We start from the raw sequence: 25,574 nt of genomic DNA, 5'->3' as shown, positions 1-25,574 counted from the left end.
GCCGGATCTGTTCCAAGATCGGGAGAGAATTGACCGACCGTCATGCGGCTTCGGCCACGCTTACCGTGATCTGGCGCCCAGGGATCGACTGGTGCGACCGTGCGGGACGGGCCGTCTAAGCTTGAGCATGAGCCCGGCGCGTCCTCCGCCCCGGGCTCATCTCGTGTGCGATCAGAACGTGCAGGCGCCGAAGACCGGATCGACCGAGCCGTTCCAGGGCCCGTGATAGAGCGCCAGCAGGTCCTCGGCCCGGGTGCGCGTCGCCGCGATGGCCTGGAGCGGGGCGAGGTAGAGCGTCTCGTCGCGTCCCTGCGCGTCGCGGCGCGCCCGCGCCTTGAGGCCGGCCTCCGCCAGCGCGAGCGCATCGCGGGCGAGATCGCGCAGGGTGCGCCTGCCGGCCGGCGCGTCGAGCCCGAGGCGCGGAGCCTCGGCCCGCATCGTCTCGCGCTCCTCGGCCGAGAGTGCGCGCACCAGCTGCCAGGCGCCGTCGAGCGCGCCCTGGTCGTAGTAGAGCCCGGTCCAGAACGCGGCCTGCGCGGCGATCATGCCGGCATCGCCGACATCGGCCCCGCGCATCTCGAGGAAGCGCTTCAGGCGCACCTCCGGGAAGGCGGTCGAGGCGTGGTTGGCCCAGTCCGAGACCGTGGCGCGCTCGCCCGGCAGGGCGGACAGCCGCCCCTCCATCAGGTCGCGGAACGAGGCGCCGCTGACGTCGTGATAGGTCTCGCCGCGCTTGACGAAGTACATCGGCATGTCGAGGAGCCAATCCGCATAGGCCTCGTAGCCGAAGCCCTCGTCGAACGCGAAGGGCAGCATGCCGGTGCGGTCGCGGTCGGTGTCGCGCCAGATCTCGGAGCGGCGCGACAGGAAGCCGTTCGGCCGGCCGTCGGTGAAGGGCGAGTTGGCAAAGAGCGCGGTCGCCACCGGCTGCAGGGCCAGCCCGACCCGCATCTTCGTCACCATGTCGGCCTCGGACGAGAAGTCGAGGTTCACCTGCACGGTGGCGGTGCGCAGCATCATGTCGAGGCCCAAGCTGCCGACCTTGGGCATGTAGCCCTTCATGATGCGGTAGCGGCTCTTCGGCATCACGGGGGTTTCCTCCCGCGTCCATTTCGGGCTCATGCCGAGGGTGAGAAAGCCGATGCCGAGGGGATCGGCCGCCCGGCCCACCGCCTCGAGGTGCTGGCTCAGCTCGTGGGCGGTGGCGTGCACGTCCGGGAGCGGCGCGCCCGAGAGCTCGAACTGCCCGCCGGGCTCGAGCGAGATCGCGCCGCCGCCCTCGACCGCCGACAGCCCGATCACCCGGCCCGCATCCTCGATCGTTTCCCAGCCGGTAATGGCCCGCAGGCCGTCGAGCAGGGCCTCGATCCCGTGATCGCCCTCGTAGGGCACCGGCGCGTGGTCGGCGCGGTAGAACGGGACCTTCTCGTGCTCGGTGCCGATGGCAAAGGTGTCGTGCGGCTTCTCGCCGGCCGAAAACCACTCGATCAGCTCGGACCGCGCGCTGAGCGGGGTCGCGTCGGACACGTCGCGCGCCATGCGCCACCTCGTGCTTGAAGAACGAAAAACCGATGATGCCGGCGGGCGCGCGGCCCACCGCCAAGGTTGCGCCTAAATAGGCCGCGGACGACCGACCCGCAACGCGGCCGAGTTCACGCCCCCGAGGACCCATCCCCGGGGCACATGCGTCCGGGCCGGCGGCCCCGGCCGCATGCCCCGTCAACGATCCGTTCACCACATCGACCGGATCCGGCCCCGCACCCCTTTGACATGGAACAAAACAAGAACAAACATTGGGCCGTCGAAAGGGGACAGACCATGAACATACGCAAGATCCTCCTCGCTGTCACGGAGGTCGCTTCGATGGGCCTGCTCACCGGCGCCGTGGTGCTGTGGGCGGTGGCGCTCTCGCCGATGCACTGAGCCGACCCGGCTTTTCGCGCCGTGGCCCATGGGCCACGGCCCGGGCCGTTCGGCCCGAATCCGGTGGATTTCGCGCCGGTGGTGCGCCGGCAGCCGTGACTCTTAAGACCTCGGCGGGAATCCTGCCGCGCTCATGTCAGAGCGAGAGTCGCCTTGCAGATCCTGAAGCCCGTCGGCTACGTCCACCTGCACGTCCACTCCTCGTATTCCCTGCTCGAGGGCGCGCTCAAGATCGGCGACCTCGTGAAGGCCGCGGGCGCCGACCGGCAGCCCGCTTTGGCGCTCACCGACACCAACAACCTCTTCGGCGCGCTGGAATTCTCCGAGAAGGCCGCCGGATCCGGCATCCAGCCGATCGCCGGGATGCAGATCAGCGTGGCCTTCGAGCCGCCGGAGGCGAACGCCAAGCTGAACGCGACGCATCCGCACATCGTGCTGCTCGCCAAGGACGAGACCGGCTATGGCCACCTGCTGCGGCTCGCCAGCCGCGCCTATTTCGACAACCACCTCGGCGAGGTGCCGCGCGTTTCCGCCGCCGCCCTGGCCGAGTGTGCGGGCGGCCTGATCGCGCTCACCGGCGGCATGGGCGGCCCGGTCGATGCAGCGCTCAGGGCCAATCGCCCCGAACTGGCGCTGGCTCGACTCGAATCCTTGAAATCGGCCTTCGGCGAGGACCGTCTCTATGTCGAGTTGCAGCGCCACGGCTTGGCGGACGAGCGCGCTGTCGAGGCCGAGCTGATCCGGCTCGCCGACACGCACGGCCTCTCGCTGGTGGCGACGAACGAGCCCTACTTCGCCAAGCCCGAGGATTACGAGGCCCACGACGCGCTGCTCGCCGTCGCCGAAGGGCGGCTCGTCTCCGACGACAAGCGCCGGCGCCTGACCCCGCGCCACGCCTTCAAGACCCGAGCCGAGATGGCCGAGCTGTTTCGCGACCTGCCCGACGCGCTCCAGGCCACCGTCGAGATCGCGATGCGCTGCGCCTACCGGGTGCGCACCCGCAAGCCCATCCTGCCGAGCTTCGGCGCCCCGAGCCTGACGACCCCGTCGCAAGGCACGCCGGAGGGCGCTCGCCAGCAGGCGCTCGCCGCCGCCGCGACGACGGCTGTCGCGAAGGAGATCGCCCCCGACGAGGCCGCCGAATTGCGCCGCCAGGCGGAAGAGGGCCTGACCGAGCGCCTGCGCCAGCACGGCCCGGCCGAGGGGCTGACGGAGAAGGATTACCGCGACCGGCTCGAATACGAGATCCGCGTCATCACCAACATGAAGTTCCCGGGCTACTTCCTGATCGTCTCGGACTTCATCAAGTGGGCCAAGGAGCACGACATCCCGGTCGGGCCGGGCCGCGGCTCGGGCGCCGGCTCGCTGGTGGCGTGGTCGCTCCTCATCACCGATCTCGACCCGATCCGCTTCGGCCTGCTGTTCGAGCGCTTCCTCAACCCCGAGCGCGTCTCGATGCCGGATTTCGACATCGATTTCTGCGTCGAGGGCCGCGAGCGGGTGATCCGCTATGTGCAGGAGCGCTACGGCGAGGAGCAGGTCGGCCAGATCATCACCTTCGGCACCCTGCTCGCCCGCGGCGTCTTGCGCGACGTCGGCCGGGTGCTGGAGATGCCCTACGGCCAGGTCGACAAGCTGACGAAGCTGGTGCCGCAGAACCCGGCCAACCCCGTGACGCTGGCGCAAGCCATCGAGGGCGAGCCGAAGCTCCAGAGCGCGATCGAGGAGGAGCCGGTCGTCGCGCGGCTGATGAGCATCGCCAAGAAGCTCGAGGGCTTGCACCGCCACGCCTCGACCCATGCCGCCGGCGTGGTGATCGGCGACCGGCCGCTCGAAGAGCTGGTGCCGCTCTACCGCGATCCGAAGACCGGGATGCGGGTGACCCAGTTCAACATGAAGTGGGTCGAGCAGGCGGGCCTCGTCAAATTCGACTTCCTCGGCCTCAAGACCCTGACGGTGCTCCGCGCCGCGACCGACCTGTTGAAGCTGCGCGGGATCGAGGTCGACCTGCCCTCGCTGCCGATCGACGACACCCTCACCTACGAGCGCCTGAGGAAGGGCGAGACGGTCGGGGTGTTCCAGGTGGAATCGGCCGGCATGCGCAAGGCGCTGGTCGAGATGAGCGCCGACCGGTTCGAGGACATCATCGCGCTCGTGGCGCTCTACCGCCCGGGCCCGATGGCCAACATCCCGGTCTATTGCGAGCGCAAGCTCGGCCGCGACGCCGGCAACGAGAAGAACTGGTACCCGCACGAGAAGCTGGAGCCGATCCTCGCCGAGACTTTTGGGATCATCGTCTACCAGGAACAGGTGATGGAGGTGGCCAAGGTCCTGGCCGGCTACTCCCTCGGCGACGCCGACCTGCTGCGCCGCGCCATGGGCAAGAAGATCAAGGCGGAGATGGACGCCCAGCGCGACCGCTTCGTGAAGGGCGCGGTCGAGCGCGGCCTCGATAAAGCTAAGGCCAACGAAATCTTCGACCTTCTGGCCAAGTTCGCCGATTACGGCTTCAACAAGTCGCACGCCGCGGCCTACGCGCTGATCACCTACCAGACCGCCTATCTCAAGGCGAATTATCCCGTCGAGTTCATGGCCGCCTCGATGTCGCTCGACATCGACAACACCGACAAGCTCGCCGAATTGCGCCAGGACGCGCAGCGGATGAACATCAAGGTCGAGCCGCCGAACGTGAACCGCTCCGGCGTCACCTTCGAGGTGCATGACGGCGCGATCCGCTACGCGCTGGCCGCCATCAAGGGCGTCGGCCGCGCCGCCGTCGAGGCGATCGTCCAGGCCCGCGGCGACACGCCGTTCCGCGATCTCGGCGACTTCGCCCGGCGCCTCAACCCGAAGCAGGTCAACAAGCGCACGCTCGAAAACCTCGTCGCCGCCGGCGCCCTCGACGCGATCGAGCCCGACCGGGCCAAGGCCTTCGCCGCCGTCGAGCCGATGATGCGGCTCGCCCAAGGCGCGGCCGAGGCCGAGACCGTCGGCATGATGGACATGTTCGGCGGCGTCGCCGCCGCCGAGGTGGCGTTGCGCATCCCGGCTTACGAGAACTGGCCGATGGCCGACCGGCTCAAGCGCGAATACGACGCGGTCGGCTTCTTCCTCTCCGGCCACCCGCTCGACGAGTACGGCGACCTCTTGCAAAAGCTCCGGGTGCAGACCTGGGCCGAGTTCTGCCGCTCGGTCCGCGCCGGCACCTCGACGGTCGGCCGCGTCGCGGCCAGCGTGCTCGACCGCGCCGAGCGCCGCACCAAGACCGGCAACAAGCTCGGCATCGTCACGCTCTCCGACCAGACCGGCCATTTCGAGGCGATCATCTTTTCCGAAGGCCTCTCGCATTACCGCGACATGCTGGAACCCGGCGCCGCCCTGGTGCTCCAGCTCCAGGCCAGCACCGAGGGCGAGGACGTCCGCGCCCGCATCCAGACCTGCGAACCCCTCGACCAGGCCGCCGCCCGCCACCAGAAGGGCATGCGGATCTACCTGCGCGACGAGCGCCCGATCTCCAGCGTGCAGCAGCGGTTGCAGGTGAAAGGGGAGGGGGAGGTGTCGCTGATCCTGATCCTCGATGGGGGTGAGCGGGAGGTGGAGGTGAAGCTGGGGGGGAAGTACCAGGCGACCCCGCAGATTGCGGGGGCGCTCAGGGCGGTGCCGGGGGTGGTGCAGGTGGAGGTGAGTTGAGGTGAAGGCGCCCTGGGAATATGACTAGGGCGCCTCTTGTTTTATGATTTTTGAATTTTATCTATCCTTTTAATGTAATATATTTATCTAATTATTATTGGAAAAATCACATTATATTTATGATTCGGGCTGATTGTCGTATGTATAGTATTATCTTATGGATTTTATTATAACAAACGGAGCGGTTATTTTTAAGATTTGGCCGCTTTAATGTGGACGGCAACCCCGCTGTAAATTCCGATCCTTGCTGTGGCCAAGTATCCCCCGACATGAAAGCCATATGGGCCCCGCTGGTGCGAGGGATCAGCAAATCGCTATCGATCCCATCGCATGCGGAGAAAGTTCGCTGACAGCGAAAAAAGTTCTTGCTCTTCTGTGTGGCTGACGGCATGATGCAGGTGTTGGTTTGATAGGGGGATGTCCACCACTCCTTGGGGCTTCGAAAGAAGTCTCGTGGAAGGCGAAAGCCTTCTGACATCCGGCCGGCAGTGGCGCATCCCTCGGGGGCGCTCCTGGCGGAGCGGGCGTGGCCCCGGTGGCCGGGGCCACGCCCGTACAAGTAGGGTTTACCGTTCCTGCCCCCAGCCTTCTTCGCGCGGTGGGATCAAGCACTTGGGCTTGATCGAGAAGAAGGACTACCTCGATGGATACATCGAATCATCCCAGCCAGGAACGGCGGCGGGCTAAGTCCAGGAAGCGGCGTGCGTGGGCCAAGGTCCTCATGCGTCCGCAGACTTGGAAGGCTTTGGTAATGCTGGGCATTTGGATCACTCGAGTGATCTGGCTGCTTTACAGGATCATCGACTTCTTTCGGGCTTAGCCCGCCGCCCTGCTTTGTATGAAATTAGGAGGGCATCATGCTCAATGAGGCGCTACGCTTGATACGCGTGTATCACGACTTGCGCCAGTCAGAGGCGGCAACTAAAATTGGTATTTCTAAATCATATTTATCTGAAATTGAAAAAGGATCTAAAAAGCCAACTCTCGATTTGGTAGAAAAATATGCTACAGCTTTCGATGTCCCCGTTTCGTCCATCATGTTCTTCTCAGAAAACATGAATAAAGAGGGGTCTTACGAAAAAGCAAGGGGGTTCGTGGCTGCAAAAATAATCAGTCTTATGCAGTTTTTGGAAGCAAGAACGGGGCGTGCCGAAAATGAAGGAGACTAAGCGTTATGCTCTAGATCAATCGCCGCTTTACAAGCTCAGAAATCGTAAAAAACTTGCCGAAATTTTGCATATCAGCGCCCGCGATTTGCGATTTCTTTCGAAAAACGCGAATGCATTGTATCATGAGTTTCAGATAAAAAAGAAAGATGGAGGAGTGAGGGGTGTTGAGAATCCTTCGCGTCCTCTCAAGCTTGTGCAAGCGAATTTAGCTCGATTGCTAGCGCGGATTGCGCCGCCGGACTATCTTTTTTGCCCGGTTAAAGGACGCTGCTACGTAACAAATGCGGCGCGCCATAGGGGGCAGCGTGTTGTTCGTTGTCTTGACGTGCGAAAATATTTTCCAAGTACATCTTCAAAGCGCGTGTTTTGGTTTTTTCATAAGATAATGAAATGTGAGGCTGATATAGCTGCTACACTCACGTCTCTTTCGACTTATCAGGGGCACTTGCCAACAGGGAGCCCCTTGAGCCCGATGCTTGCATATTACGCTCATTACGATGTGTGGCAGACGATCGCTGACATCTGTGCATATCATAATTATAATCTATCTGTTTACATTGATGACGTAACGGTGTCTGGACCATCTGTTTCGGCGGTCGCCATGTGGCAAATTAAAACCGCGATACACCGGTCAGGGTTGCGTTACCACAAGGAAAAATTTTTCCACGGCCGTCCTTCTGAAATAACCGGAGTAATCGTAGCTGGGGATAAATTATCAGCTCCTAATAGGCAGCTAAAGAAAATTGCAAGCACAAAGCGGCAAATAAAAATTAGTAGACGCCCTGACGATAATGCAAAGCTGAAAGAGCAATTGACTGGATTAAATGGACAAATAAAACAAATCGCTTCGAGGCAAATCCAAAAAATATAGCTTCCGTGGTCTAGTTGCTGTTGCTGTGGGGGCTGTTAGCTCGTATGTCCCAACTCTAGCCCTAGCCATCCCCCTAAAGCCCCCAACTCCACCCTCAACGCTTCCCTTGCCCCCTCCACCACCCCCGGCTCCCAATGCACCGCATGCACCAGGAGCCGCCCCCCCGCCCGATCCGCCTTTAAATCCACCCGCCCCACCAGCTCCTCCCCGAACAGGAACGGCAGCACGTAATACCCGTATTGCCGCTGCGCCGCCGGGGTGTAAATCTCGATGCGGTAGCGAAAACCGAACAGGCGCTCGGTGCGGGCGCGCTCCCAGACCAGGGGGTCGAAGGGGGCGAGCAGGGCTCGGGCCGCGACGCGGCGGGGGATCGTGGCGTCGCGGTGGAGGTAGGCGGGGGGCCAGCCGGGCACCTCGGCCGGGAGCAGGAGGCCCTCCTCCACCAGACGGGCGATGGCCGAGGCGGCATCCGGGGCGTCGAGGCGGAAATAGTCGCGGAGTTCTGACGCCGTGGCGAGGCCGAGCGCCCGGGCGGAGAGGGCGACCAGCTGGGCCTGCGCCTCCGCCTCCGGCAGGTCGGGCAGAGACAAAATGTCCGGCGGGATCACCCGCTCGGTGAGGTCGTAGACCCGCTCGAAGCTGCGCCGCCGCGTCGCGGTGGTAACGTGGCCGGCGTAGAACAGCCATTCGAGCATGCGTTTGGGCTCGCTCCATGCCCACCAGCCGGCCCGGCCGGTCTGGATGTCGGAGGCCGAGAGCGGGCCCTCGTCGCGCAGGCGCGCGAGCAACGCCATCGCCTCGGGCCGGCGCTCGGTGGCGAAGGCCCGCATCGCCCGGTAGCCGGCCTCTCCCCGATCGGCCCGTTCCATGCGCCAGCGCAGGAGCGGGTGGAGGGAGAGCGGCAGGAGCGAGCATTCATGCGCCCAGTACTCGAACAGCCGCCGGTCGCGCTTGTGGCCCCAGGCGCGGCGGTCGAGGAGGGTCGTGTCGTAGGCGCCGAGCCGCGAGAAGGCCGGCAGGTAATGCGCCCGCACCAGAACGTTGACGCTATCAATCTGGTGCAGGCCGAGCCGGTCGATCGTGGCGGCGAGGTGCCGGGGACCGGCTTTGGTGGGGCGTGCGGCATGAAACCCCTGCGCCGCCAGGGCGACCCGGCGGGCTTCCTGAGGCGTCAGCCGCACGACCGTCATGGGTTTAGATCTTCCGCACGGCCCCGTGGGCGGCGCTAGTGGTCATGCTGGCGAAGGCTCGCAGCGCGGCGCTCACCTTGCGCTTCCTCGGCGCGGCGGGCTGCCAGCCCTTCGCGACTTGCGCGGCGCGGCGGCGTTCGATCTCGGCGGGATCGACCGCGAGGTGGATGCGCCGGTTCGGGATGTCGATCTCGATCCGGTCGCCCTGCTCGACGAGGCCGATCAACCCGCCTTCCGCCGCTTCCGGCGAGACGTGGCCGATCGACAGGCCCGAGGAGCCGCCCGAGAAGCGCCCGTCGGTGACGAGCGCGCAAGCCTTTCCGAGGCCCTTCGACTTCAGGTAGCTCGTCGGATACAGCATCTCCTGCATGCCGGGGCCGCCGCGGGGGCCCTCGTAGCGGATCAGCACCACCTCGCCGGCCTTGACCTTGCCGCCCAGGATGCCTTCGACCGCCGCGTCCTGGCTCTCGAAGACGTGGGCCGGGCCGGAGAAGCTGAGGATGCTGGCATCCACGCCCGCGGTCTTCACGATGCAGCCGTCTTCCGCCAGGTTGCCGTACAGCACCGCGAGGCCGCCATCCTGCGAATAGGCGTGGGCTGAATCGCGCACCACCCCGCCCTCGCGGTCGAGGTCGAGCTCGTCCCAGCGCGAGGCCTGGCTGAAGGCGACCTGGGTCGGGATGCCGCCGGGGGCCGCGCGGTAGAACTCGCGCACGCTTTCGCTGGTGGTGCGGGCGACGTCCCAGCGCGCCAGCGCCTCCTTGAGGGTGCCGGAGCCGACATTACCGACATTCGTGTCGATCAGGCCGGCCCGGTCGAGCTCGCCGAGGATCGCCATGATGCCGCCGGCGCGGTGCACGTCCTCCATGTGGACGTTGGCCACCGCCGGGGCGACCTTGCACAAAACGGGCACCCGGCGCGACAGCCGGTCGATATCGGCCATGGTGAAGGGCACCTCGCCCTCGTAGGCCGCGGCCAAGAGGTGCAGCACCGTGTTGGTCGAGCCGCCCATGGCGATGTCGAGGGTCATGGCGTTCTCGAACGCCGTCATCGAGGCGATGGCGCGCGGCAGAACCGAAAAATCGTCCTGCTCGTAGTGGCGCTTGGCGAGGTCGACGATGAGATGGCCGGCCTCGACGAAGAGGCGCTTGCGGTCGGCGTGGGTCGCCAGCACCGAGCCGTTGCCGGGCAGCGAGAGCCCGAGCGCCTCGGTGAGGCAGTTCATCGAGTTCGCCGTGAACATGCCCGAGCACGAGCCGCAGGTCGGGCAGGCCGAGCGCTCGATCACCTGCACGTCCTCGTCGCTGACGCGGTCGTCGGCGGCGGCGATCATCGCGTCGACGAGGTCGACCTTCTTGATCCCGGTCGAGAGGTTGACCTTGCCGGCCTCCATCGGCCCGCCGGAGACGAAGACCACCGGGATGTTGAGGCGGAGCGCCGCCATCAGCATGCCGGGGGTGATCTTGTCGCAGTTCGAGATGCACACCATGGCGTCGGCGCAGTGCGCGTTGACCATGTACTCGACCGAATCGGCGATCAGGTCGCGGGACGGCAGCGAGTAGAGCATGCCGTCGTGCCCCATCGCGATGCCGTCATCGACCGCGATGGTGTTGAACTCCTTGGCGACGCCGCCCGCCGCCTCGATCTCCCGCGCCACGAGCTGGCCGAGATCCTTGAGGTGGACGTGGCCGGGCACGAATTGCGTGAACGAATTCACCACCGCGATGATCGGCTTGCCGAAATCGGCGTCGGTCATGCCGGTGGCGCGCCACAGGCCGCGGGCGCCGGCCATGTTGCGGCCATGGGTGGTGGTGCGGGAGCGATAGGCGGGCATTGGAACTCTTCGAGGGTCGTTTCCCCTCGCGTCATGCCGCCGCCGGCCCGTCTCCCGCAAGTCCCATCGTTCGAGGAAGTCCCTGGATGCAGGGCAGGCCCGCTTTTGGCCGCTACTTCGAGCAGCCGATGCAGATGCCCTTCATGATCGCGTCCTCGCGCTTGGCCTCCCGGCGCATCTGCGGGGAGACGGTGCCGGTCTCGTTCGGGCCGAGCGCGCCGGGCTTCGGCACCGTCTGCCCGGTGCCGGTGGTGTTGGGCGCCTTGATCGTCGAGGCCGGCCCGCCGCCGGTGCCGGTCTCGCTCACCTGGGAGAGGGCGGGGAGGGGGGCGAGGATCGCGAGGGCGAGAAGAGGGGCGAGGAAGCGGGCCGACATGGGGGTGGTCCTTCATGAAACCTGGCCCGGGTCGACGCGGGGCACACGGCGAAGTTCCCGATGCGTGGTCACGCTTCGCGCGCCCGGACTCTTCCCCGCAGCGCGCCTCCCCTCTCCCGTGTGGGAGAGGGGCCTGGGGTGAGGGTGCTACGGTTCCGCAGAAAGCTTAAGCCGTCCCGCTGCCGGTACGATGGCCCGAGCTTTATTCGGAAACGTGTCACCCTCACCCCTACCCCTCTCCCACACGGGAGAGGGGATCCCGCGCTCGATTCTTGTAGGGATTTTCCCCGGACAAACCCGCCTCTGCGGGGGAGGGGCCGGGTGCGCCGGCTCCAGGACGTGGTGCGGCCGGCGAAAGCGGGGCCGGCCAACCTATATCCGCCTCCATGGATACCCCCGCCGAGAGCCGCCTCGATCGCCTGCGCCGCGCCGCGAGCGCCCGGCTCGGGCCGTTGCGCCACCTGCCCGCCCTGTTTCGCCTCGCGCTCGCGACCGATCCGCGGCTGACGGCGGCGAGCCTCGTCTTGCGCCTCCTGCGCGCCGGGCTGCCGGCGCTGATGCTCTACGTCGCCAAGCTCGTGGTCGATGCGGTGGTGGCGGGGCGGGCCGGTCCGCCGCCGGAGGCCGGGTGGCTGACCGATCCGCGGCTGCACCATCTCGGGCTCCTCGTCGGGATCGAGCTCGGGCTCGCGGTCCTGTCGGACCTCCTCGGGCGGGCGACCGCCTACGTCGACGGGGTGCTGGCGGAGAAGGTCGGCAATGCCACGTCCCTGCGCCTGATGACGCATGCCGCCTCCCTCGACCTGGAGCAGTTCGAGGACAGCGCGGTGCAGGACCGTCTCGAGCGGGCCCGGCGCCAGGTGGCGTGGCGCTCGAACCTGATCGGGCAATTGCTCGGCCAGCTCCAGGACCTCGTCACGGCGATCACGCTGGCGGTCGCGGTCGGCACGATGCTGCCGGGGCTGGTGCTGCTCCTGGTGCTGGCCCTGATCCCGGCCTTTCTCAACGAGCTGCACTTCAACGCCCGCGGCTACCGCCTGGCCTTCCGCCGCAGCCCGGACCGGCGCGAGACCGACTACCTGCGCTACCTCGGGGCCGACGCGGCGAGCGCCAAGGAGGTGAAGCTGTTCGGCCTCGCCGCCCACCTCGCCGCGCGTTTTCGCGACCTCGCCGCCCGGCTGCTCGCCGAGAACCGGGAGCTCGCCCGCCACCGGGCGCTCGCCGGCGGCGCCTTCGCGACCCTCGGCACGCTCGCCTACTACGCCGCCTACCTCGTCATCGCCGGGGAGGCGCTCGCCGGCACGCTCACCGTCGGCGACCTCACCTTCCTGGGCGGCGCCTTCCTGCGGCTGCGCGGCCTCGTCGAGGGGCTCTTGCTCGGCGCCTCGCAGGTGATGGGCCAGGCGCAGTACCTCGACGACCTCTTCTCGTTCTTCACCATCGCGCCGACCATCCGCTCGGGGAGCCGCCCGGTGCCGGAGCGCCTGCGCACGGGCTTCGTGTTCGAGGATGTGGGCTACCGCTATCCGGGCCAGAGCCGCTGGGCGGTGCGCCACCTCTCGCTCACGGTCGGGGCCGGCGAGGTGGTGGCGCTGGTGGGCGAGAACGGCGCCGGCAAGACCACGATCGTCAAGCTGCTCGCGCGGCTCTACGCCCCCACCGAGGGGCGCATCCTCCTCGACGGCCGCGACCTCGCCGAGTACGACATCGCGTCCCTGCGCGCCCGGATCGGCGTGATCTTCCAGGATTTCCTGCGGTTCGACTTCACGGCCGGCGACAACATCGCGGTCGGGCGCATCGAGGCGCGGGAGGACCGGGAGGGCATCGCGACCGCCGCCCGGCGGGCGCTCGCCGATGCGGTGATCGAGCGGCTGCCGGCCACCTACGACCAGCGCCTCGGCCGGCGCTTCGAGGACGGGGTCGAGTTGTCGGGCGGGGAGTGGCAGAAGGTGGCGATCGCCCGGGCCTACCGGCGCGACGCCGCGATGCTGGTCCTCGACGAGCCGACGGCGGCGCTCGATGCCGCCGCGGAGGCCGAGATCTTCCGCCGCTTCGCCGACCTCGCGGCGGGCCGCACCGCGCTCCTCATCTCGCACCGCTTCTCCACCGTGCGCCGGGCCGACCGGATCGTGGTGCTCTCCGGCGGCCGGGTGCTGGAGGAGGGCACGCATGCCGACCTCGTGGCCCGCGGCGGCCGCTACGCCGAGCTCTTCGAGCTGCAGGCGGCGGGCTACCGCTGAGGCGCCGCGATCCGGCCGCACGCCGCCTCGTAATCGGCGAGGTCGGCCGGATCGGTGATCGCCGCTCGGGCGGCCTGGTCGAGGCGCAGGGCCACCCGATCGACGGACGCGGTCGCGTAGGGCCGGGCGTCGCGCAGGGCGGCGAGCGTCTTGGCGAGGCGGATCGTCACCTCGATCTCCCCCAGGCCCTCCCGGATCATCGGCCGGAAGGCGTCGGTCAGCATGTCGTCGAGCGTCGGCCGCGGGACGTGGACCGGGGGCCGCCCGGCCAGTTCCTCGCCCTCCGGCTCCTCGGGCGGGAGATTGAGAAGGACCCGCAGGAGGGCGTTCAGCACCTCGATCGCCGTGCCGGGATCGTTGGTGGCCGGCGAGAGCGCCCGGCTGGCGATCTCCGAGAGTGCGATCAGGCCCAGGCGCGGATCCTGGTCGAAGCGCCGGTGCCGCTCGATCGCGAAGGCCTTCGCCAGGGTCTCGGCCAGGGTCTCGGCGAGTCGCCCGTCGAGTCTCCGCCCGCTCTCGCCGGCGACGTGCAGCAGCGGCCGGGTCGGATGGACGAGGGTGCCCGGCAGGGCCGCGACGTGCACCCGCACCCCGTGCTCCTCCGCGAGCGCCCCGAGCGCGGCGACGTCGATATGGGTGACGTAGCCGGTCTCCTCCGCGAAGACTGGCGTCGCACCGGCCGGCACCGCGACGGCGGGGCGGCCGCCGAGCCGCGGATCGGCCGCGAAGGCCCGCATCGCCTCGGCGGCGGCCTCCTCGACGCGGTCGATCACGTCGCCCATGCGGCCGAAGCTGGTGATGTGGCCGATCCAGCGCAGCAGCGTCACCACCACCACGGCGACGACCAGCACGGTGCCGGAAAACAGGACCACGCGCCCGCTGTCGCCGTAGACGCTCGATTGCAGCCCGATGATGCCGACCACCGAGAACACGAAGGCGCCCAGGAAGGTCGAGAGCGCGTTCTGCGAGGTCGGGTCGCCGATCAGGAGCTGGGTCGCCCGCGGCGTCGCCAGCTGGGTCGCCGAGCCGTAGGCGCTGACCATCGCGGTGAGCGAGAAGGTCGTCACCGCCAGCATGCTGGAGGCCATGATCTGAAGGATCGTCCCGACCGCGTCCTGCCCCACTTGGGCGTGCAGGTCGTCCGGCAGGAACGGGCCGACGAAGGCGGCCACCAGGGCCAGGCCCACGCCGAACAGGCTGATCAGCGCCGCCCGGAACCAGACCTGCCGGATGACCCGCCTGCCGATCCACGCCCAACGGCCCATCTGCGTCCACCCCTCCTCGTATCCGGCGGGTGGAACTAGAGCACTTCACGATCGCGTTGCAATCGCGAAGCGCTCTCTAAGTCTTTGCTTTGCCGCATTTTCTTCGACGAACCGGCATCCACTTCGTCGGAAAATGCTCAAGGACGGCTCTACCCCGAGGTCAGGGGCTGGAGACGTGTCGGCCGCCCTCAATGGTCCGGGCCGTCGTCCTGCCCGGCCCGGTCGCGGTCGAGCTGGCGCATCAGCTCGGCGAGGCGCGGGTCGAGCCCCTCGTCGAGCACGGGCTCGTAGAGAGCCTGGAGGTAGCGGCCGAGCCGCTCCCGGCTCGCCGCGTCGAGGCTCGGGGCGCCGCCCGACGGCTCGCGCAACCCGGGCGTATCGGAATCGGATGCGATCATCGGTCCTACATTTGGCACGCGGGCCGGCGCGGCAAGTCTCGCATGGCCGTCTTTGATCGAATCCTTTGTCCAGGCCCGATCGCGTGCCCGGGGCCGAGTCGAAGCGAGACCGTGCGCCGCAACCCGGGAACCGGTGCTGCGGGCCTCCGTTGGCGGACGGATGCCGGCTGCCGAACCGGCCGCACGGACCGGCCGCGACGGCCGGTCCCCACCGCCGGCCCCTCGAGGGGCGACCGGCGCTCGAAGGGACTCGATCGACGATGCGCCTCGCTACTCCGCTGATCCTCGCCTGCGGCCTGTCCGCCGCCGCCCTGGCTCCCGCCCTCGCCCAGGACCGGCCGCCGGCCCTCCTCATCCACGGCAATTACTGCGGCCCGGGCAACAACGCGCCGCTGCCGCCGATCGATGCCCTCGACGCGGCCTGCGCCCGGCACGATGCCTGCACGCCCCGCGGCGGGCTGGCCTCGCCGGCCTGCAACGCCCGCCTGCAGCGGGAGGCGAGCCTGATCGCCCGGGACCCGCGCCAGCCGGAGGACCTGCGCGACGCCGCCGGCTTCGTCGCCTTCGCGGCCGGCATGATGCCGTCGCGGTCCCGGGTCGCCTCCTCCACGCCGGCGTTGCGCACGATCGGGCATACCGTGCCGACGCCGACGGTCGACGGGGACGACGAGTAGGCCGCCGCGTCAGAGCGGAGAGGCGACGCCGGTCAGCGATTCGGACTGCGCCCAGAGCCGCGCTGCCGCATCCGGGTCGCGGGCATGGGGTTCGATCCTCGCCGGGCCCGGGGATCCGCGAATCTCCCACGGCCCGTCCGGGCCGTAATAGCCGCCGCCCTCGGCCTCGGGCGCGGTGGCGGCGTAGAGGAGAGGCAGGGCACCGCGCGCCGCGGATTGACCGAGAAGCCCGAGGAGACCCTTGCCGATGCCGGCCGCCAGCGGCCCGGCCCGGTCGCCGCGCCGGGCGATCGCCGTCGCGGCCAGCCCCGGATGGGCCGCGACCGATCGGACGGACGAACCGGCGGCGCGCAGGCGCCGGTCGAGTTCGAGGGCAAACATCAGCATCGCGAGCTTGGTCTGCCGGTAGGTCGATTGCGGGCCGTAGCCACGGCGCCTCTGCAGGTCGTCGAAGGCGATGACGCCCGACCGGTGGGCGATGCTCGCCACGGCGACCACCCGCGCCCCGGCCTCGTTCCGGAGATGCGGCAGCAGCAGCCCGGTCAGGGCGAAGTGGCCGAGATAGTTGGTGGCGAACTGGCGCTCGAACCCGTCCTCGGTCTCCTCGCGCCGCGGCACCGCGGCGATGCCCGCATTGAGGAGCAGGATGTCGATCGGCCTCGCCTCGGCGCGCCACTCCTCCGCGAAGGCCCGTACCGAGGCGAGACGCGCGGTGTCGAGGAGGCGGAACGCAACCTCCGCCCCCGGATGGGCGCGCCGGATCGCGCGCGCCGCGTCCTCCGCCCTGCCGGCGTCCCGGGCGGCGATCACGACTTCGGCCCCGGCCCCGGCCAGCGCGAGCGCCGCCTCGTAGCCGATGCCGCTCGTCGCCCCGGTGACGAGCGCGCGGCGCCCGGCCTGGGACGGGATCAGGGCGGTGGTCCAGGGCATTCGTGGCGGCTCCGTGGGCGGGTGGGTGTCCCCGAGATGGGGGTGTGGCGGGCCGCGGGAAGGGCCGGCGGACCGGGCGCGCGGATCGAAACGGCGCGCCCGCACGTTCCTTGCTTGCCAGATGCCCGAGGAACTCCAAGGACGCGAGAAACGACCCGCATGATCGGCCGGCTCTTCTCGACCCTGCGCGCACCGCCTCCCGGCGAGGATACCCCGCAGGATGCCGTCCTGGCGGCCCCGCCGGCGGAGACGGCCCGCTTCGCCCCGATGGTGCCGCTCATGCCTCCGTCCGCCGTCAACGACGATCCCGAGGGCGCCTTGTGCGACGCCGTCGAGGCGGCGTTGCGCGATGCCGGCTACCTGCCGGAGCCGCCCGCCGCGTGAGTGAGCCGGCCGGTGAATAGCCGTCCAGCTCAGTCCGTGAGGTCCGACGGGGCGAGATGGGCGGCGATCGTGTCTGCCATCCGCGCGCCGAGCCAGTCCGCCAGCCGCCGTTCCGGCCCGTCCGGCGCCATGGGGTGCTCGGTCAGGGCGACGTAGCGGCTGCCGTCCGTCCGGAACGGGTGCAGCGCCACGAGGCGCCCTGCGCGGAGGTCGTCCGCCACCATGTGGAGCGAGGCCAGGGCGACGCCCTGGCCTGCAATGGCCGCCTCGAGTGCCAGGGAGAAGTGCTCGAACTGCACGTCCGGCCCGCCGCGGAAGGACGGATGCCCCCGCCGCCGCCAGGCCGGCCAGGCGTCGGGCCGGCTCCGCGTGTGCAGAACCGGCAGGTCGGCGGCATCCGCGAGAGCGGGTGCGCAGACCGGCGCCATCGCCTCGGGGGCAAGGACCCGAACGGCGAGGTGGCCAGAGATCGGAAAGTCGTCCCGGCGGATCGCGACGTCGACGCGATCGCGCCGCAGGTCGATCCGCCCGCCAGCAGCGAGCACACGGATGTCGAGACCGGTCGCGGCGCGCAGGGCCGGCAGGCTCGGGATCAGCAGGCGCAGGCACAGGGTCGGCTCGCAGGAGACGACGAGGGGCCGGTCGTCGTCCCGGCGGGCGAACTCGGCCAGGGTGTCGTCGAGCTGCGCGACGATCGCCGAGAGCCGGCCGGCGAGCCAGCGGCCCCGTCCGGTGAGGAAGAGGCCACGGTTGCGCCGCTCGAACAGGGGCTCACCCAGTTCGACTTCCAGGATGCCGATCTGCTTGCTGACGGCGCCGTGGGTCACATGCAGCTCGGCTGCCGCCGCGACGAGGCCGCCGTGGCGCGCCACCGCCTCGAAGGCGCGCAGGCTCCCGAGCGGCGGTAGGCGGGGGCGGTGGATCTCCGTCATCCTGTGAGCAATCCTCACGCATTTCCGCGAGATCGTTTCGATTTTCGCGACCGATCCGCCGTGGTCCTGTCCCCAAGCGCCCTGCGGCGCAAGAGCCGTGCCGCCGACGGCGGCGGATTGAGGGGAAACCAGGATCATGGTCGACACCACCGGGGAGGCCCTGCTCATCGCCTCCGTCACCTGCCTCGCGGTGCTGAGCCCGGGGGCGGATTTCGCGGTCGTCAGCCGCAACAGCTGCCTGTTCGGCCGCCGTGCCGGGATCGCGGCGGCGACCGGCATCGCGCTCGCCTGCTGGTTCCACATCGCCTACGCGATGGCCGGGGTAGCCTTGGTCCAGCGCGTCGCCCCGGGCGCGCTCGACGTCGTCAGGATCGCGGGCGCGGCCTACCTGATCTATATCGGCCTCGCGACCGCCGCGACCCGGATGGCGACGGCGGACGCGACTGCCGCGCACCGGTCCCTCGCCCGCGACGTCGCGACGGGCGTCCTGACCAACAGCCTCAACCCTAAGACCTCGCTGTTCGTGCTGAGCCTCTACAGCCAGCTGATCGGGGCGCAGACACCGCTGCCGGTCCAGCTCGCCTGGGGCGCCTTCATCTCGCTGTCGCATTTCGCCTGGTTCGCGACGGTGTCGGTCTTCCTGTCGCGGGAGGCGGTGCGCGCCGCGGTGCTGCGGCGCCAGCGCGTCCTGCGGATGGCGATCGGCGCCGTACTGGTCGGCCTCGGCGTGGCGCTCCTCCTTACCCGCCTCGATCCTGCGCTCGGGACGGTCTCATGAGAGGATCACGGCGCCCGGAGGCCTGGCGATGCCGAGCCCGCGCGCCTGCCGCGGGAGGTGAGATACAGCGTGTCGAACGCCGCGCCGTCGACCAGCGCCGCGGCGCCGGGCCGGCCCATCTCGGCGTAGGACCGGTCCATGGTGTCGGTGCCGCGCGGGGAGAGGGCGAAGACCCGCGGCCTCACGGCCAGACCCTGATCGTCACCGCCCGCCGCACGAGGTCGCGGTCGGACGTGATCTCGCAGCCCTTGGTCTTGAGCGTGACATAGAAGAGCGTCGCGGCGTCGCCCACCGTGTCGAAGTTGCGGCCCGGCGCGGCGGGATCGATGAGGGAAGGGTAGCTGACGAGCGCGCCGCCCGACCCGCAGGGATCGTCGTAGAGGGTGGATCCGGCGATCAGCAGGCGCGGCACGTCCCAGGCCAGCAGGTCGCGCGAGGTGCTCCAGTAGATGCCCGAGCGCGGGAAGACGCCGCCGGCGGCGGCCTGGAACACCGCGATCCAGGCGCCGGTGCCGCGATGGCGGCTGACCGAGCCGACCGGGGCCGGGAACGGCGCCACCGGAGCGCAGGCGCCGCTCGCTTTCGCGCCCTTGAGGTAGGGGTTGGGGAAGCGGGCGGAAAAGTCCTTGCCGTCATAGGCCCGCCAGCGGGCGGGGTCTCTCACGTCGTCGCTGCGAAACAGGCAGACGCCGAAGGGCTGGCCGGCCCAGCCGGTGGTCGAGGCGTAGAAGTAGCGGTAGCGGCCGTCGGCGACGATGTTCGAGGGGTTGAAGAAGCCGCGGTGGCGGCCCTGCTCGACCTCCTGGCGGAAGGGGGGCGCCGCCACGACCGTCGGCGGCGTCGCAGGGGTGAAGCTGCGCCCGCCGTCGGAGGAGCGGGCGGCCAGCACGGCGTTGTACCAGCAGGCGAGCACCCCGGTGGTGCGGCAGCGGCCGTGCTCGTCGGCGTGGTACTCCTCGTGGAGCAGGGCCTCGATCCGCCGGCCGTCCTCGGTCCAGGTGGCGGTGATCCAGGTCCGGTCGTCGAAGGCCTCGGGCTCCGGCTTGAAGGCGGAATCGAGCACGATCGTGCAGTCGAGCGTCAGGCTGTCGAAGTCGCGCCCGCGCAGCGCCCGGTTGCGGTAATGCATGCCGAACAGCGCGATTCCCCCGTCGGCCTCGCGGAGCGCGCGGGCGGGCGCGTCCGGCACGTCGTGCCCGTCGCAGGCGTCGCGGCCGGCCTTGAACACCGTGCGGGGCGCGCCGACCAGGGTCAGCGCCGAGAGCGGCGGCTCGGCGGCACGGGCGGCGGCCGTCACGGCCGCGACGCAGAGACACGCGAGGAGGAGGCGGAGGAGCATGCGGCGTCCCTGGACTTGGCCTTGAAGCCTGCGCCAGAGTGCTTGCGGCTTGCTTGCGGCCTTTCCGCGAATCGCGCCTTTGTCCCGTTAAGGTTTCCCCCCGATGCTGCTCCTGCTCGCCGGCCTCGTGCTCTTCCTCGGCACCCACGCCTTCACGATGCTGCGCGGGCCCCGCGCCGCCCTGATCGGGCGGGTGGGGGAGGGGCCCTACAAGATCGGCTACTCGGTCGCCGCGCTCGCCGGTCTCGTGCTGCTCGGCTACGGCTACGGCCAGTACCGGGCGCACGGCTACATCGAGGTCTGGTCGCCTCCGGTCTGGACCCGGCACCTCGCCCTGCTGCTGGTGCTCCTCGCCTTCATCTCCTTCGTGGCCGCCTACCTGCCGGGCCGGATCAAGGCGCGGCTCAAGCACCCGATGCTGCTCGGGGTGAAGATCTGGGCGACGGCCCACCTTCTCGCCAACGGCGACCTCGGCTCGATCATCCTGTTCGGGACGATCCTGGCCTGGGCGGTGATGGCCCGCATCAGCGCCAAGCGCCGGGACGAGGTGCGGCCGCATGGCGGCCCCGCCGTGGCGCCGGCCGGCTGGCGCAACGACGCGCTCGCCGTGGTCATCGGCGTCGCCGCCTGGTTCGTGTTCGCCCGGGTGCTCCACCCCTGGCTCATCGGCGTCGCGGTCTGGCCGGGCCAGGCCTGAGGCGCTCCCAGCCTGATCGCATGTCAGGCCGGACTTCCCGCCGGGCAGGCCTGACTTCCCGCCACGACTGTGCTACGCGACCGGCCCTGTCGCATGGTCGCGGCGAAGAGCCCATCGGCTCACTGGTGGCGGCGAGCCAAGAGATCGAGCCAAAGAGATCATGAGCGAGAACGAGTTCATCCGCGAGGTCAACGACGAGTACCGGCGCGACCGCCTGGCCCAGATCTGGTCGCGCTACAGCGGCGTGTTCATCGGTCTCGCGGTGCTGGTGGTGCTGGGCGTCGGCGGCTGGCGCTACTGGCAGCATGCGCAAGCCCAGCAATCCGAGGCGGCGAGCCTGCGCTTCGAGGAGGCCCTGCGCCGCGCCAAGGACGGCACGCCCGAGGATGCCGAGAAGGCCTTCGCGGGCGTGGTCGCCGATGCGCCGTTCGGCTACCGCCTGCTGGCGCGCCTGCGGGCCGCGGCCGAGGCCGGCAAGGCCGATCCGGCGACGGGCGCCAAGGCCTACGTGGCCATCGCCGACGACACCGCGGTCGGCCAGTCGCTGCGCGACCTCGCCCGCCTGCGCGGCGCGCTCCTCCTCGTCGACAAGGACGACGCCACCGCGCTCAACACGCTCCAGAGCCTCGCCGCCCCGTCGAGCGCCTTCCGCCACACCGCCCGCGAGACGTTGGGCCTCGTGGCCCTGAAGAAGGGCGATTTCGAGGGCGCCGGCCGCTGGTTCGACCAGATCGCCGCCGACCGCGAGACCCCCGCCGGCCTGCGCCAGCGCCTCGAGATCTATGTCGGCCTGGTGGCCGGCGGTCCCGTGCAGGTGACCGCGGCGGCGGCCCCGGCTCCGGCCGCGCCGCGGCCGCCGACCTTCCTCGGGACCGCCGCGCCCGATCACGAGGCCCACGAGGAGGCCCCGGCTTCCGGGACGTCGGCACCCGAGACTCCTGGACCCGAGACTCCTGCACCCGAGAAGACCCCCGCGCCCGAGGCTCCGGCTCCTGCGACGCGATAAGCAGATTTCGCCGAACTGGACACCGGCTCGTCGACAGGACACGCGGCACAGCCGATAACCCGGAGGAGCGCCCGATCGCACGGCGATCGGGCGCTCCTCCGGAGATCCCCATAGCGCGGGGCGTTTGCGTCCCGCATCATCACCTCGACAGGGCGGCGCGCCTCGCGGCGTGCCCGCCCGCTGCTATTTTTTTAGGAAGACCTCCATGTCGATGCCCATCGTCGCGATCGTCGGGCGTCCCAACGTCGGCAAGTCGACGCTGTTCAACCGTCTCGTCGGCCGCAAGCTCGCCCTCGTCGACGACCGGCCGGGCGTGACCCGCGACCGGCGCGAGGGCGAGGTGCGCCTCGGCCATCTGCGCTTCCGCATCCTCGACACCGCCGGGCTGGAGGAGGCCGAGGCCGATTCGCTCGCCGGCCGGATGCGCGCCCAGACCGAAGCCGCCATCGCCGAGGCCGACGCGGTCCTGTTCGTGATCGATGCCCGCGCCGGCCTGCTGCCCGCCGACCAGCCCTTCGCCGAACTGGTCCGCCGGTCCGACAAACCGGTGATCCTGCTCGCCAACAAGGCCGAGGGCGGGGCCGGCATGGCGGGCGCCTACGAGGCCTTCGCGCTGGGCCTCGGCGATCCCGTCCCGCTCTCGGCCGAGCACGGCGAGGGCATGGGCGACCTTCTCGACGCGCTCGAAGCGGTGCTGCCGGAGCAGGACGACGACGACGACGAGGAGGGCGGCGAGGGCAAGCCGCTCAAGGTCGCGATCGTCGGCCGCCCGAATGCCGGCAAGTCGACGCTGATCAACCGGATGCTCGGCGAGGACCGGCTGCTCGTCGGCCCCGAGGCCGGCATCACCCGCGACTCGATCTCGCTCGACTGGGAGTGGCGCGGCCGGCGGATCAAGCTGCACGACACCGCCGGGATGCGCCGCCGCGCCCGGATCGACGACAAGCTGGAAAAGCTCGCGGTCTCGGACGGGTTGCGCGCCGTGCGCTTCGCGGAGGTCGTGGTGGTGCTCCTCGACGCCACGATCCCGTTCGAGAAGCAGGACCTGACCATCGTCGACCTCGTCGAGTCGGAGGGGCGCGCCCTCGTCATCGGCCTCAACAAGTGGGACCTCGTCGCCGACCAGCCGGGGCTCCTGAAGGAGCTGAAGGAGAAGGCGACGCGCCTGCTGCCGCAGGTCCGCGGCGCCGCGGTGGTGCCGCTCTCGGGTCTCGCCGGCGAGGGCATCGACCGGCTGATGCACGCCGTGACCTCGACCGCCGAGGTGTGGAACCGCCGCGTCTCGACCGCGAAGATCAACCAGTGGCTCAGCGAGGCGACGCAGGCCAACCCGCCCCCGGCGGTGTCCGGCCGGCGCATCAAGATTCGCTACGCCACGCAGGTGAAGTCGCGTCCGCCGCACTTCGCCCTGTTCGGCAACCAGCTCGACGCATTGCCGAAATCCTACACCCGCTACCTCGTCAACAGCCTGCGCGAGGCCTTCGAGCTGCCGGGCGTGCCGATCCGCCTGTCGCTCCGGACCTCGAAGAACCCGTTCGACAAGAGCGAGTAGGGCAGGGGTGCGGCGTCAGCGCGGCTTCTGGTCGGCGGGGAGGTTGCGGGCGTAGGCCTCGCGCTCCTCCTTCTCGCGGATCATCTTCTCGTAGGCCGCCTTGGCCTCGGGCGACACCGTGAGGGTGCGCGCCTGCGCGGTCTTGCGCTTGGGCGCACGCTTGAACCGGTCGGTGGATTCGCTCATCGCTCGACAACCCGCGTCTGACTGGTTGCCGACGGATCTACCGTGTTCGCGCCGTCTTGGCGACCGGCAATGACCGAGCGGCAGGCCGGATCGGCGGAGTTCGTCGGGCGCGCCCTTTCGCGCCGGCCCGTTCGGCCCCGCCCGGGCATGATCCATTCTGCCGGACGGCCGGCAAGAGCGGAAATATCGTGCATGATCTGACGATGATAGTGGCGCGACTTGGAGACTTTTGAAGCAGGCCGGCCGGCGAACGATACAATATCGGATCGTATACACATCCCGCCTTAACCGGCGGATCGATAGCGTCGTCTCCTGGGATCAATGCGGAGTGCGTGGCCGAGCGGGGCTGCGACAATCGTGCATCGGGAGCCGATCATGCGCGCCTTCAACGACCTCTCGCTCCTCGCCAAGCTCGCCCTGCCGGCGGCCCTCGTGCTCCTCGTCGCGGTCGGCCTCGTCGGGCTCGCCCGGAGCGGGCTCGACGCCCTGGGAGAGACGACGCGCGAGATCGTCGACGTGCGCACCAACCGGGCGGTGGCGGCGCAGCGGGTCGCGAACGCCGTCGCCGAGGCGGCGATCGCCCAGCGCAGCGTCATCATCGAGGGCAGCGACGAGGTTCGACAGACCCTGGCCCAGCAGCACCGGGCGGCGGAGGAGTCGGCCGCGGCGCAGGCCGAGCGGCTCGTGACCCTCGCGGCGACCGCGGAGGAGCGGGCGCAGGACGAAGCCCTGCGCAAAGGCGTCGCCGATTACCTCGCCTTCTCGGCCAAGGTGGTGACGAACGCCCAGCAGGGCATGACCGATGTCGCCTTCGCGCTCTCGAGCGAGCAGGATGCCGGACGGCGCGCCAAGGCGGCCGCGTCCATCGACGCACGGGTTCAGGCGACCCTCACCGATCTCGCCGCCGCCCGGGACGCGGCCGAGGCCGCCGCCGCCGCGACCAAGACGCGCCTGACCCTCGTCGCCGCGCTCGGGCTCGTCCTCGCCTTCTCGGTCCTCGCGGCCATCGCGGTCCTGGGGATCGCCCGGCCGCTCGCCCGGACGACCCGAGCAATGAACGCCCTCGCGGCGGGCGACCTGTCGGTCGCGGTGGCGGGCACCGGGCGCCGCGACGAGATCGGGGCGCTCGCCCGGGCGCTGCAGGTGTTCAAGGATTCGGCCGGCGAGATGCGCCGCCTGACCGAGCGCGAGAGCGAGCACAAGGAGGCCGCCGCGCGTCGCGCCGCGCTGGTCGACGGGCTGGCACGGGATTTCGAGGCCAAGGTCGGGTCCCTGTCCCGCGACCTCGCCGGGGCCGCCGGCACCATGGAGGCGGCCGCCCGGGCGCCAGCGGACCTCCGGCCATGTCCACGCCGTCGCCGCGGCGAGCGAGCAGATGACCGCGGCGATCCAGGAGATCGTCGGGCAGGTCGCCCAGACCTCCCGCATGGCCGGGCAGGCGGTGGAGGATGCCCGCCGCACCGATGCCACGGTCGGTGCCCTGTCGGTCGCCGCCGAGCGCATCGAGCGCGTCGTCTCGGTCATCGCCGACATCGCCGCGCAGACCAACCTGCTCGCGCTCAACGCCACCATCGAGGCGGCCCGCGCCGGGGCGGCGGGCCGCGGCTTCGCGGTGGTCGCCACCGAGGTCAAGGCGCTGGCCGGCCAGACCACCCGGGCGACGGACGAGATCACCGGCGAGGTCGCGGCGATCCAGGCGGCCACCCGGGCCGCCGTCGCCGACATCCAGCGCATCGGCCTCGTGATCGGCGAGATGTCGGCCTCCGCGGCCTCCGTGGCAGCGGCGATGGAGGAGCAGGGTGCGGCGACCCAGGAGATCGCCCGCAGCGTCGGCGAGGCGGCGCACGGCACCGGCCACGTCACCGAGACCCTGGGCGACCTGCGCCGGGAGGCCGGCGAGACCGGCGCCGCCGCCGGACGGGTCCTCGACGCGGCCCTCTCCCTGTCGCACCATTCCGAGGGACTGACCCGCGAGGTCGGCGGGTTCCTGGCGGCCGTGAAGGCGGCGTGAGCCGTCTTCATCCTGGGATCGGGGTCGAAACGGCTTGGCTTGTGCGGGGCGGGACTGCGTTCGACCCATTGCAGACGAGCGGCCCCTTTGCCGGTAGAACGTGCTGCATGAGGGAACACACGAGCATCC

At 69.7% G+C, this 25,574-nt stretch carries 21 protein-coding genes and 2 pseudogenes; 12 read left to right on the top strand and 11 right to left on the bottom strand.

Translation table 11 applies throughout. From position 1 onward, the window contains the following. Nucleotides 1-171 precede the first annotated feature (171 nt). Nucleotides 172-1,539 (bottom strand): glutamate--cysteine ligase, encoded by a 1,368-nt coding sequence (locus miv_RS18115; protein WP_207178049.1) that lies wholly within the window; start codon nucleotides 1,537-1,539, stop codon nucleotides 172-174. A 537-nt stretch (nucleotides 1,540-2,076) separates the two neighbouring features. Here miv_RS18115 and dnaE point away from each other — a divergent pair. The 3 genes from dnaE (at nucleotide 2,077) to miv_RS18100 (ending at nucleotide 7,653) form a co-directional block, all read left to right on the top strand. Beyond that, nucleotides 2,077-5,613, top strand: coding sequence for a DNA polymerase III subunit alpha (dnaE, locus tag miv_RS18110; protein ID WP_207178047.1), 3,537 nt, complete (start codon nucleotides 2,077-2,079; stop codon nucleotides 5,611-5,613). An 857-nt stretch (nucleotides 5,614-6,470) separates the two neighbouring features. Further along, complete coding sequence (locus miv_RS18105; protein WP_207178045.1) at nucleotides 6,471-6,782, top strand: helix-turn-helix domain-containing protein; 312 nt, start codon at nucleotides 6,471-6,473, stop codon at nucleotides 6,780-6,782. After that, entirely contained in the window at nucleotides 6,769-7,653 is an 885-nt protein-coding gene (locus miv_RS18100) for a reverse transcriptase family protein (protein WP_207178043.1), read from the top strand. The genes miv_RS18105 and miv_RS18100 overlap by 14 nt, the downstream gene beginning before the upstream one ends. Nucleotides 7,654-7,688: 35 nt before the next feature. Here miv_RS18100 and miv_RS18095 read toward each other — a convergent pair whose 3' ends face one another. The 3 genes from miv_RS18095 to miv_RS18085 form a co-directional block, all read right to left on the bottom strand. After that, a complete protein-coding gene (locus miv_RS18095; RefSeq protein ID WP_207178041.1) occupies nucleotides 7,689-8,843 on the bottom strand; it encodes a winged helix-turn-helix domain-containing protein in 1,155 nt (384 codons plus the stop codon). 4 nt (nucleotides 8,844-8,847) lie between these two features. After that, nucleotides 8,848-10,677, bottom strand: a complete 1,830-nt coding sequence (gene ilvD / locus miv_RS18090) for a dihydroxy-acid dehydratase (RefSeq protein ID WP_207178039.1) — start codon at nucleotides 10,675-10,677, stop codon at nucleotides 8,848-8,850. A 112-nt stretch (nucleotides 10,678-10,789) separates the two neighbouring features. Next, nucleotides 10,790-11,053, bottom strand: a complete 264-nt coding sequence (locus tag miv_RS18085) for a hypothetical protein (RefSeq protein WP_207178037.1) — start codon at nucleotides 11,051-11,053, stop codon at nucleotides 10,790-10,792. Nucleotides 11,054-11,439: 386 nt separating this feature from the next. Between miv_RS18085 and miv_RS18080 the strand changes: the two genes are divergently transcribed. Continuing rightward, a complete protein-coding gene (locus miv_RS18080) occupies nucleotides 11,440-13,293 on the top strand; it encodes an ABC transporter ATP-binding protein (RefSeq protein WP_207178035.1) in 1,854 nt (617 codons plus the stop codon). Here miv_RS18080 and miv_RS18075 read toward each other — a convergent pair. Continuing rightward, complete coding sequence (locus miv_RS18075) at nucleotides 13,284-14,558, bottom strand: DUF2254 domain-containing protein (RefSeq protein WP_207178033.1); 1,275 nt, start codon at nucleotides 14,556-14,558, stop codon at nucleotides 13,284-13,286. The two genes, miv_RS18080 and miv_RS18075, sit on opposite strands and share 10 nt — an antisense overlap. Nucleotides 14,559-14,746: 188 nt before the next feature. Next, nucleotides 14,747-14,956, bottom strand: a complete 210-nt coding sequence (locus miv_RS18070) for a hypothetical protein (RefSeq protein ID WP_207183690.1) — start codon at nucleotides 14,954-14,956, stop codon at nucleotides 14,747-14,749. 260 nt (nucleotides 14,957-15,216) lie between these two features. On the opposite strand from miv_RS18070, the gene miv_RS18065 reads away from it, so the two are divergent. Further along, nucleotides 15,217-15,630, top strand: coding sequence for a phospholipase A2 family protein (locus miv_RS18065; RefSeq protein WP_058620311.1), 414 nt, complete (start codon nucleotides 15,217-15,219; stop codon nucleotides 15,628-15,630). 9 nt (nucleotides 15,631-15,639) lie between these two features. Here the strand turns inward: miv_RS18065 and miv_RS18060 are convergent, their stop codons facing one another. Beyond that, entirely contained in the window at nucleotides 15,640-16,560 is a 921-nt protein-coding gene (locus tag miv_RS18060; RefSeq protein WP_207178031.1) for an oxidoreductase, read from the bottom strand. 159 nt (nucleotides 16,561-16,719) lie between these two features. On the opposite strand from miv_RS18060, the gene miv_RS18055 reads away from it, so the two are divergent. Further along, nucleotides 16,720-16,944: a hypothetical protein gene (locus tag miv_RS18055; RefSeq protein ID WP_207178029.1), complete on the top strand. Its 225-nt coding sequence runs from the start codon at nucleotides 16,720-16,722 to the stop codon at nucleotides 16,942-16,944. A 29-nt stretch (nucleotides 16,945-16,973) separates the two neighbouring features. Here the strand turns inward: miv_RS18055 and miv_RS18050 are convergent, their stop codons facing one another. Beyond that, the gene (locus miv_RS18050; protein WP_207178027.1) at nucleotides 16,974-17,876 is read right to left on the bottom strand and encodes a LysR family transcriptional regulator; all 903 of its coding nucleotides are present in this window, start codon (nucleotides 17,874-17,876) and stop codon (nucleotides 16,974-16,976) included. 136 nt (nucleotides 17,877-18,012) lie between these two features. Here miv_RS18050 and miv_RS18045 point away from each other — a divergent pair, with 136 nt between their 5' ends. Then, a complete protein-coding gene (locus miv_RS18045) occupies nucleotides 18,013-18,654 on the top strand; it encodes a LysE family translocator (protein ID WP_207178025.1) in 642 nt (213 codons plus the stop codon). Nucleotides 18,655-18,659: 5 nt separating this feature from the next. Here miv_RS18045 and miv_RS18040 read toward each other — a convergent pair whose 3' ends face one another. Together miv_RS18040 and miv_RS18035 are read right to left on the bottom strand one after the other, a co-directional pair. Further along, nucleotides 18,660-18,839, bottom strand: a complete 180-nt coding sequence (locus miv_RS18040) for a hypothetical protein (protein WP_207178023.1) — start codon at nucleotides 18,837-18,839, stop codon at nucleotides 18,660-18,662. Beyond that, a complete protein-coding gene (locus miv_RS18035) occupies nucleotides 18,836-19,993 on the bottom strand; it encodes a glycoside hydrolase family 183 protein (protein ID WP_207178021.1) in 1,158 nt (385 codons plus the stop codon). Before miv_RS18035 ends, miv_RS18040 begins: the two co-directional genes overlap by 4 nt. Nucleotides 19,994-20,096: 103 nt before the next feature. Here miv_RS18035 and miv_RS18030 point away from each other — a divergent pair, with 103 nt between their 5' ends. From miv_RS18030 to der, 3 genes and pseudogenes are all read left to right on the top strand, one after another. Continuing rightward, nucleotides 20,097-20,690 (top strand): NnrU family protein, encoded by a 594-nt coding sequence (locus miv_RS18030; protein WP_058619219.1) that lies wholly within the window; start codon nucleotides 20,097-20,099, stop codon nucleotides 20,688-20,690. A 157-nt stretch (nucleotides 20,691-20,847) separates the two neighbouring features. Next, nucleotides 20,848-21,549, top strand: a pseudogene (locus tag miv_RS18025) (tetratricopeptide repeat protein); the annotation flags it as partial. Between the two features lie 352 nt (nucleotides 21,550-21,901). Further along, entirely contained in the window at nucleotides 21,902-23,248 is a 1,347-nt protein-coding gene (gene der / locus miv_RS18020) for a ribosome biogenesis GTPase Der (RefSeq protein ID WP_048425973.1), read from the top strand. Between the two features lie 15 nt (nucleotides 23,249-23,263). Here the strand turns inward: der and miv_RS18015 are convergent, their stop codons facing one another. Next, on the bottom strand, nucleotides 23,264-23,434 hold the full coding sequence (locus miv_RS18015; protein ID WP_165602025.1) for a hypothetical protein: 171 nt from the start codon (nucleotides 23,432-23,434) through the stop codon (nucleotides 23,264-23,266). 321 nt (nucleotides 23,435-23,755) lie between these two features. Here miv_RS18015 and miv_RS18010 point away from each other — a divergent pair. Then, nucleotides 23,756-24,532 (top strand): annotated as a pseudogene (locus tag miv_RS18010) (MCP four helix bundle domain-containing protein); the annotation flags it as partial. A 277-nt stretch (nucleotides 24,533-24,809) separates the two neighbouring features. Then, the gene (locus tag miv_RS18005; protein ID WP_207178019.1) at nucleotides 24,810-25,445 is read left to right on the top strand and encodes a methyl-accepting chemotaxis protein; all 636 of its coding nucleotides are present in this window, start codon (nucleotides 24,810-24,812) and stop codon (nucleotides 25,443-25,445) included. Nucleotides 25,446-25,574 lie beyond the last annotated feature (129 nt).

The organism is Methylobacterium indicum, assembly GCF_017347565.1.
Taxonomy (GTDB): domain Bacteria; phylum Pseudomonadota; class Alphaproteobacteria; order Rhizobiales; family Beijerinckiaceae; genus Methylobacterium; species Methylobacterium indicum.
Note: the sequence above shows the minus strand (reverse complement) of the source record. Positions and strands in the feature narration are given on the sequence as shown.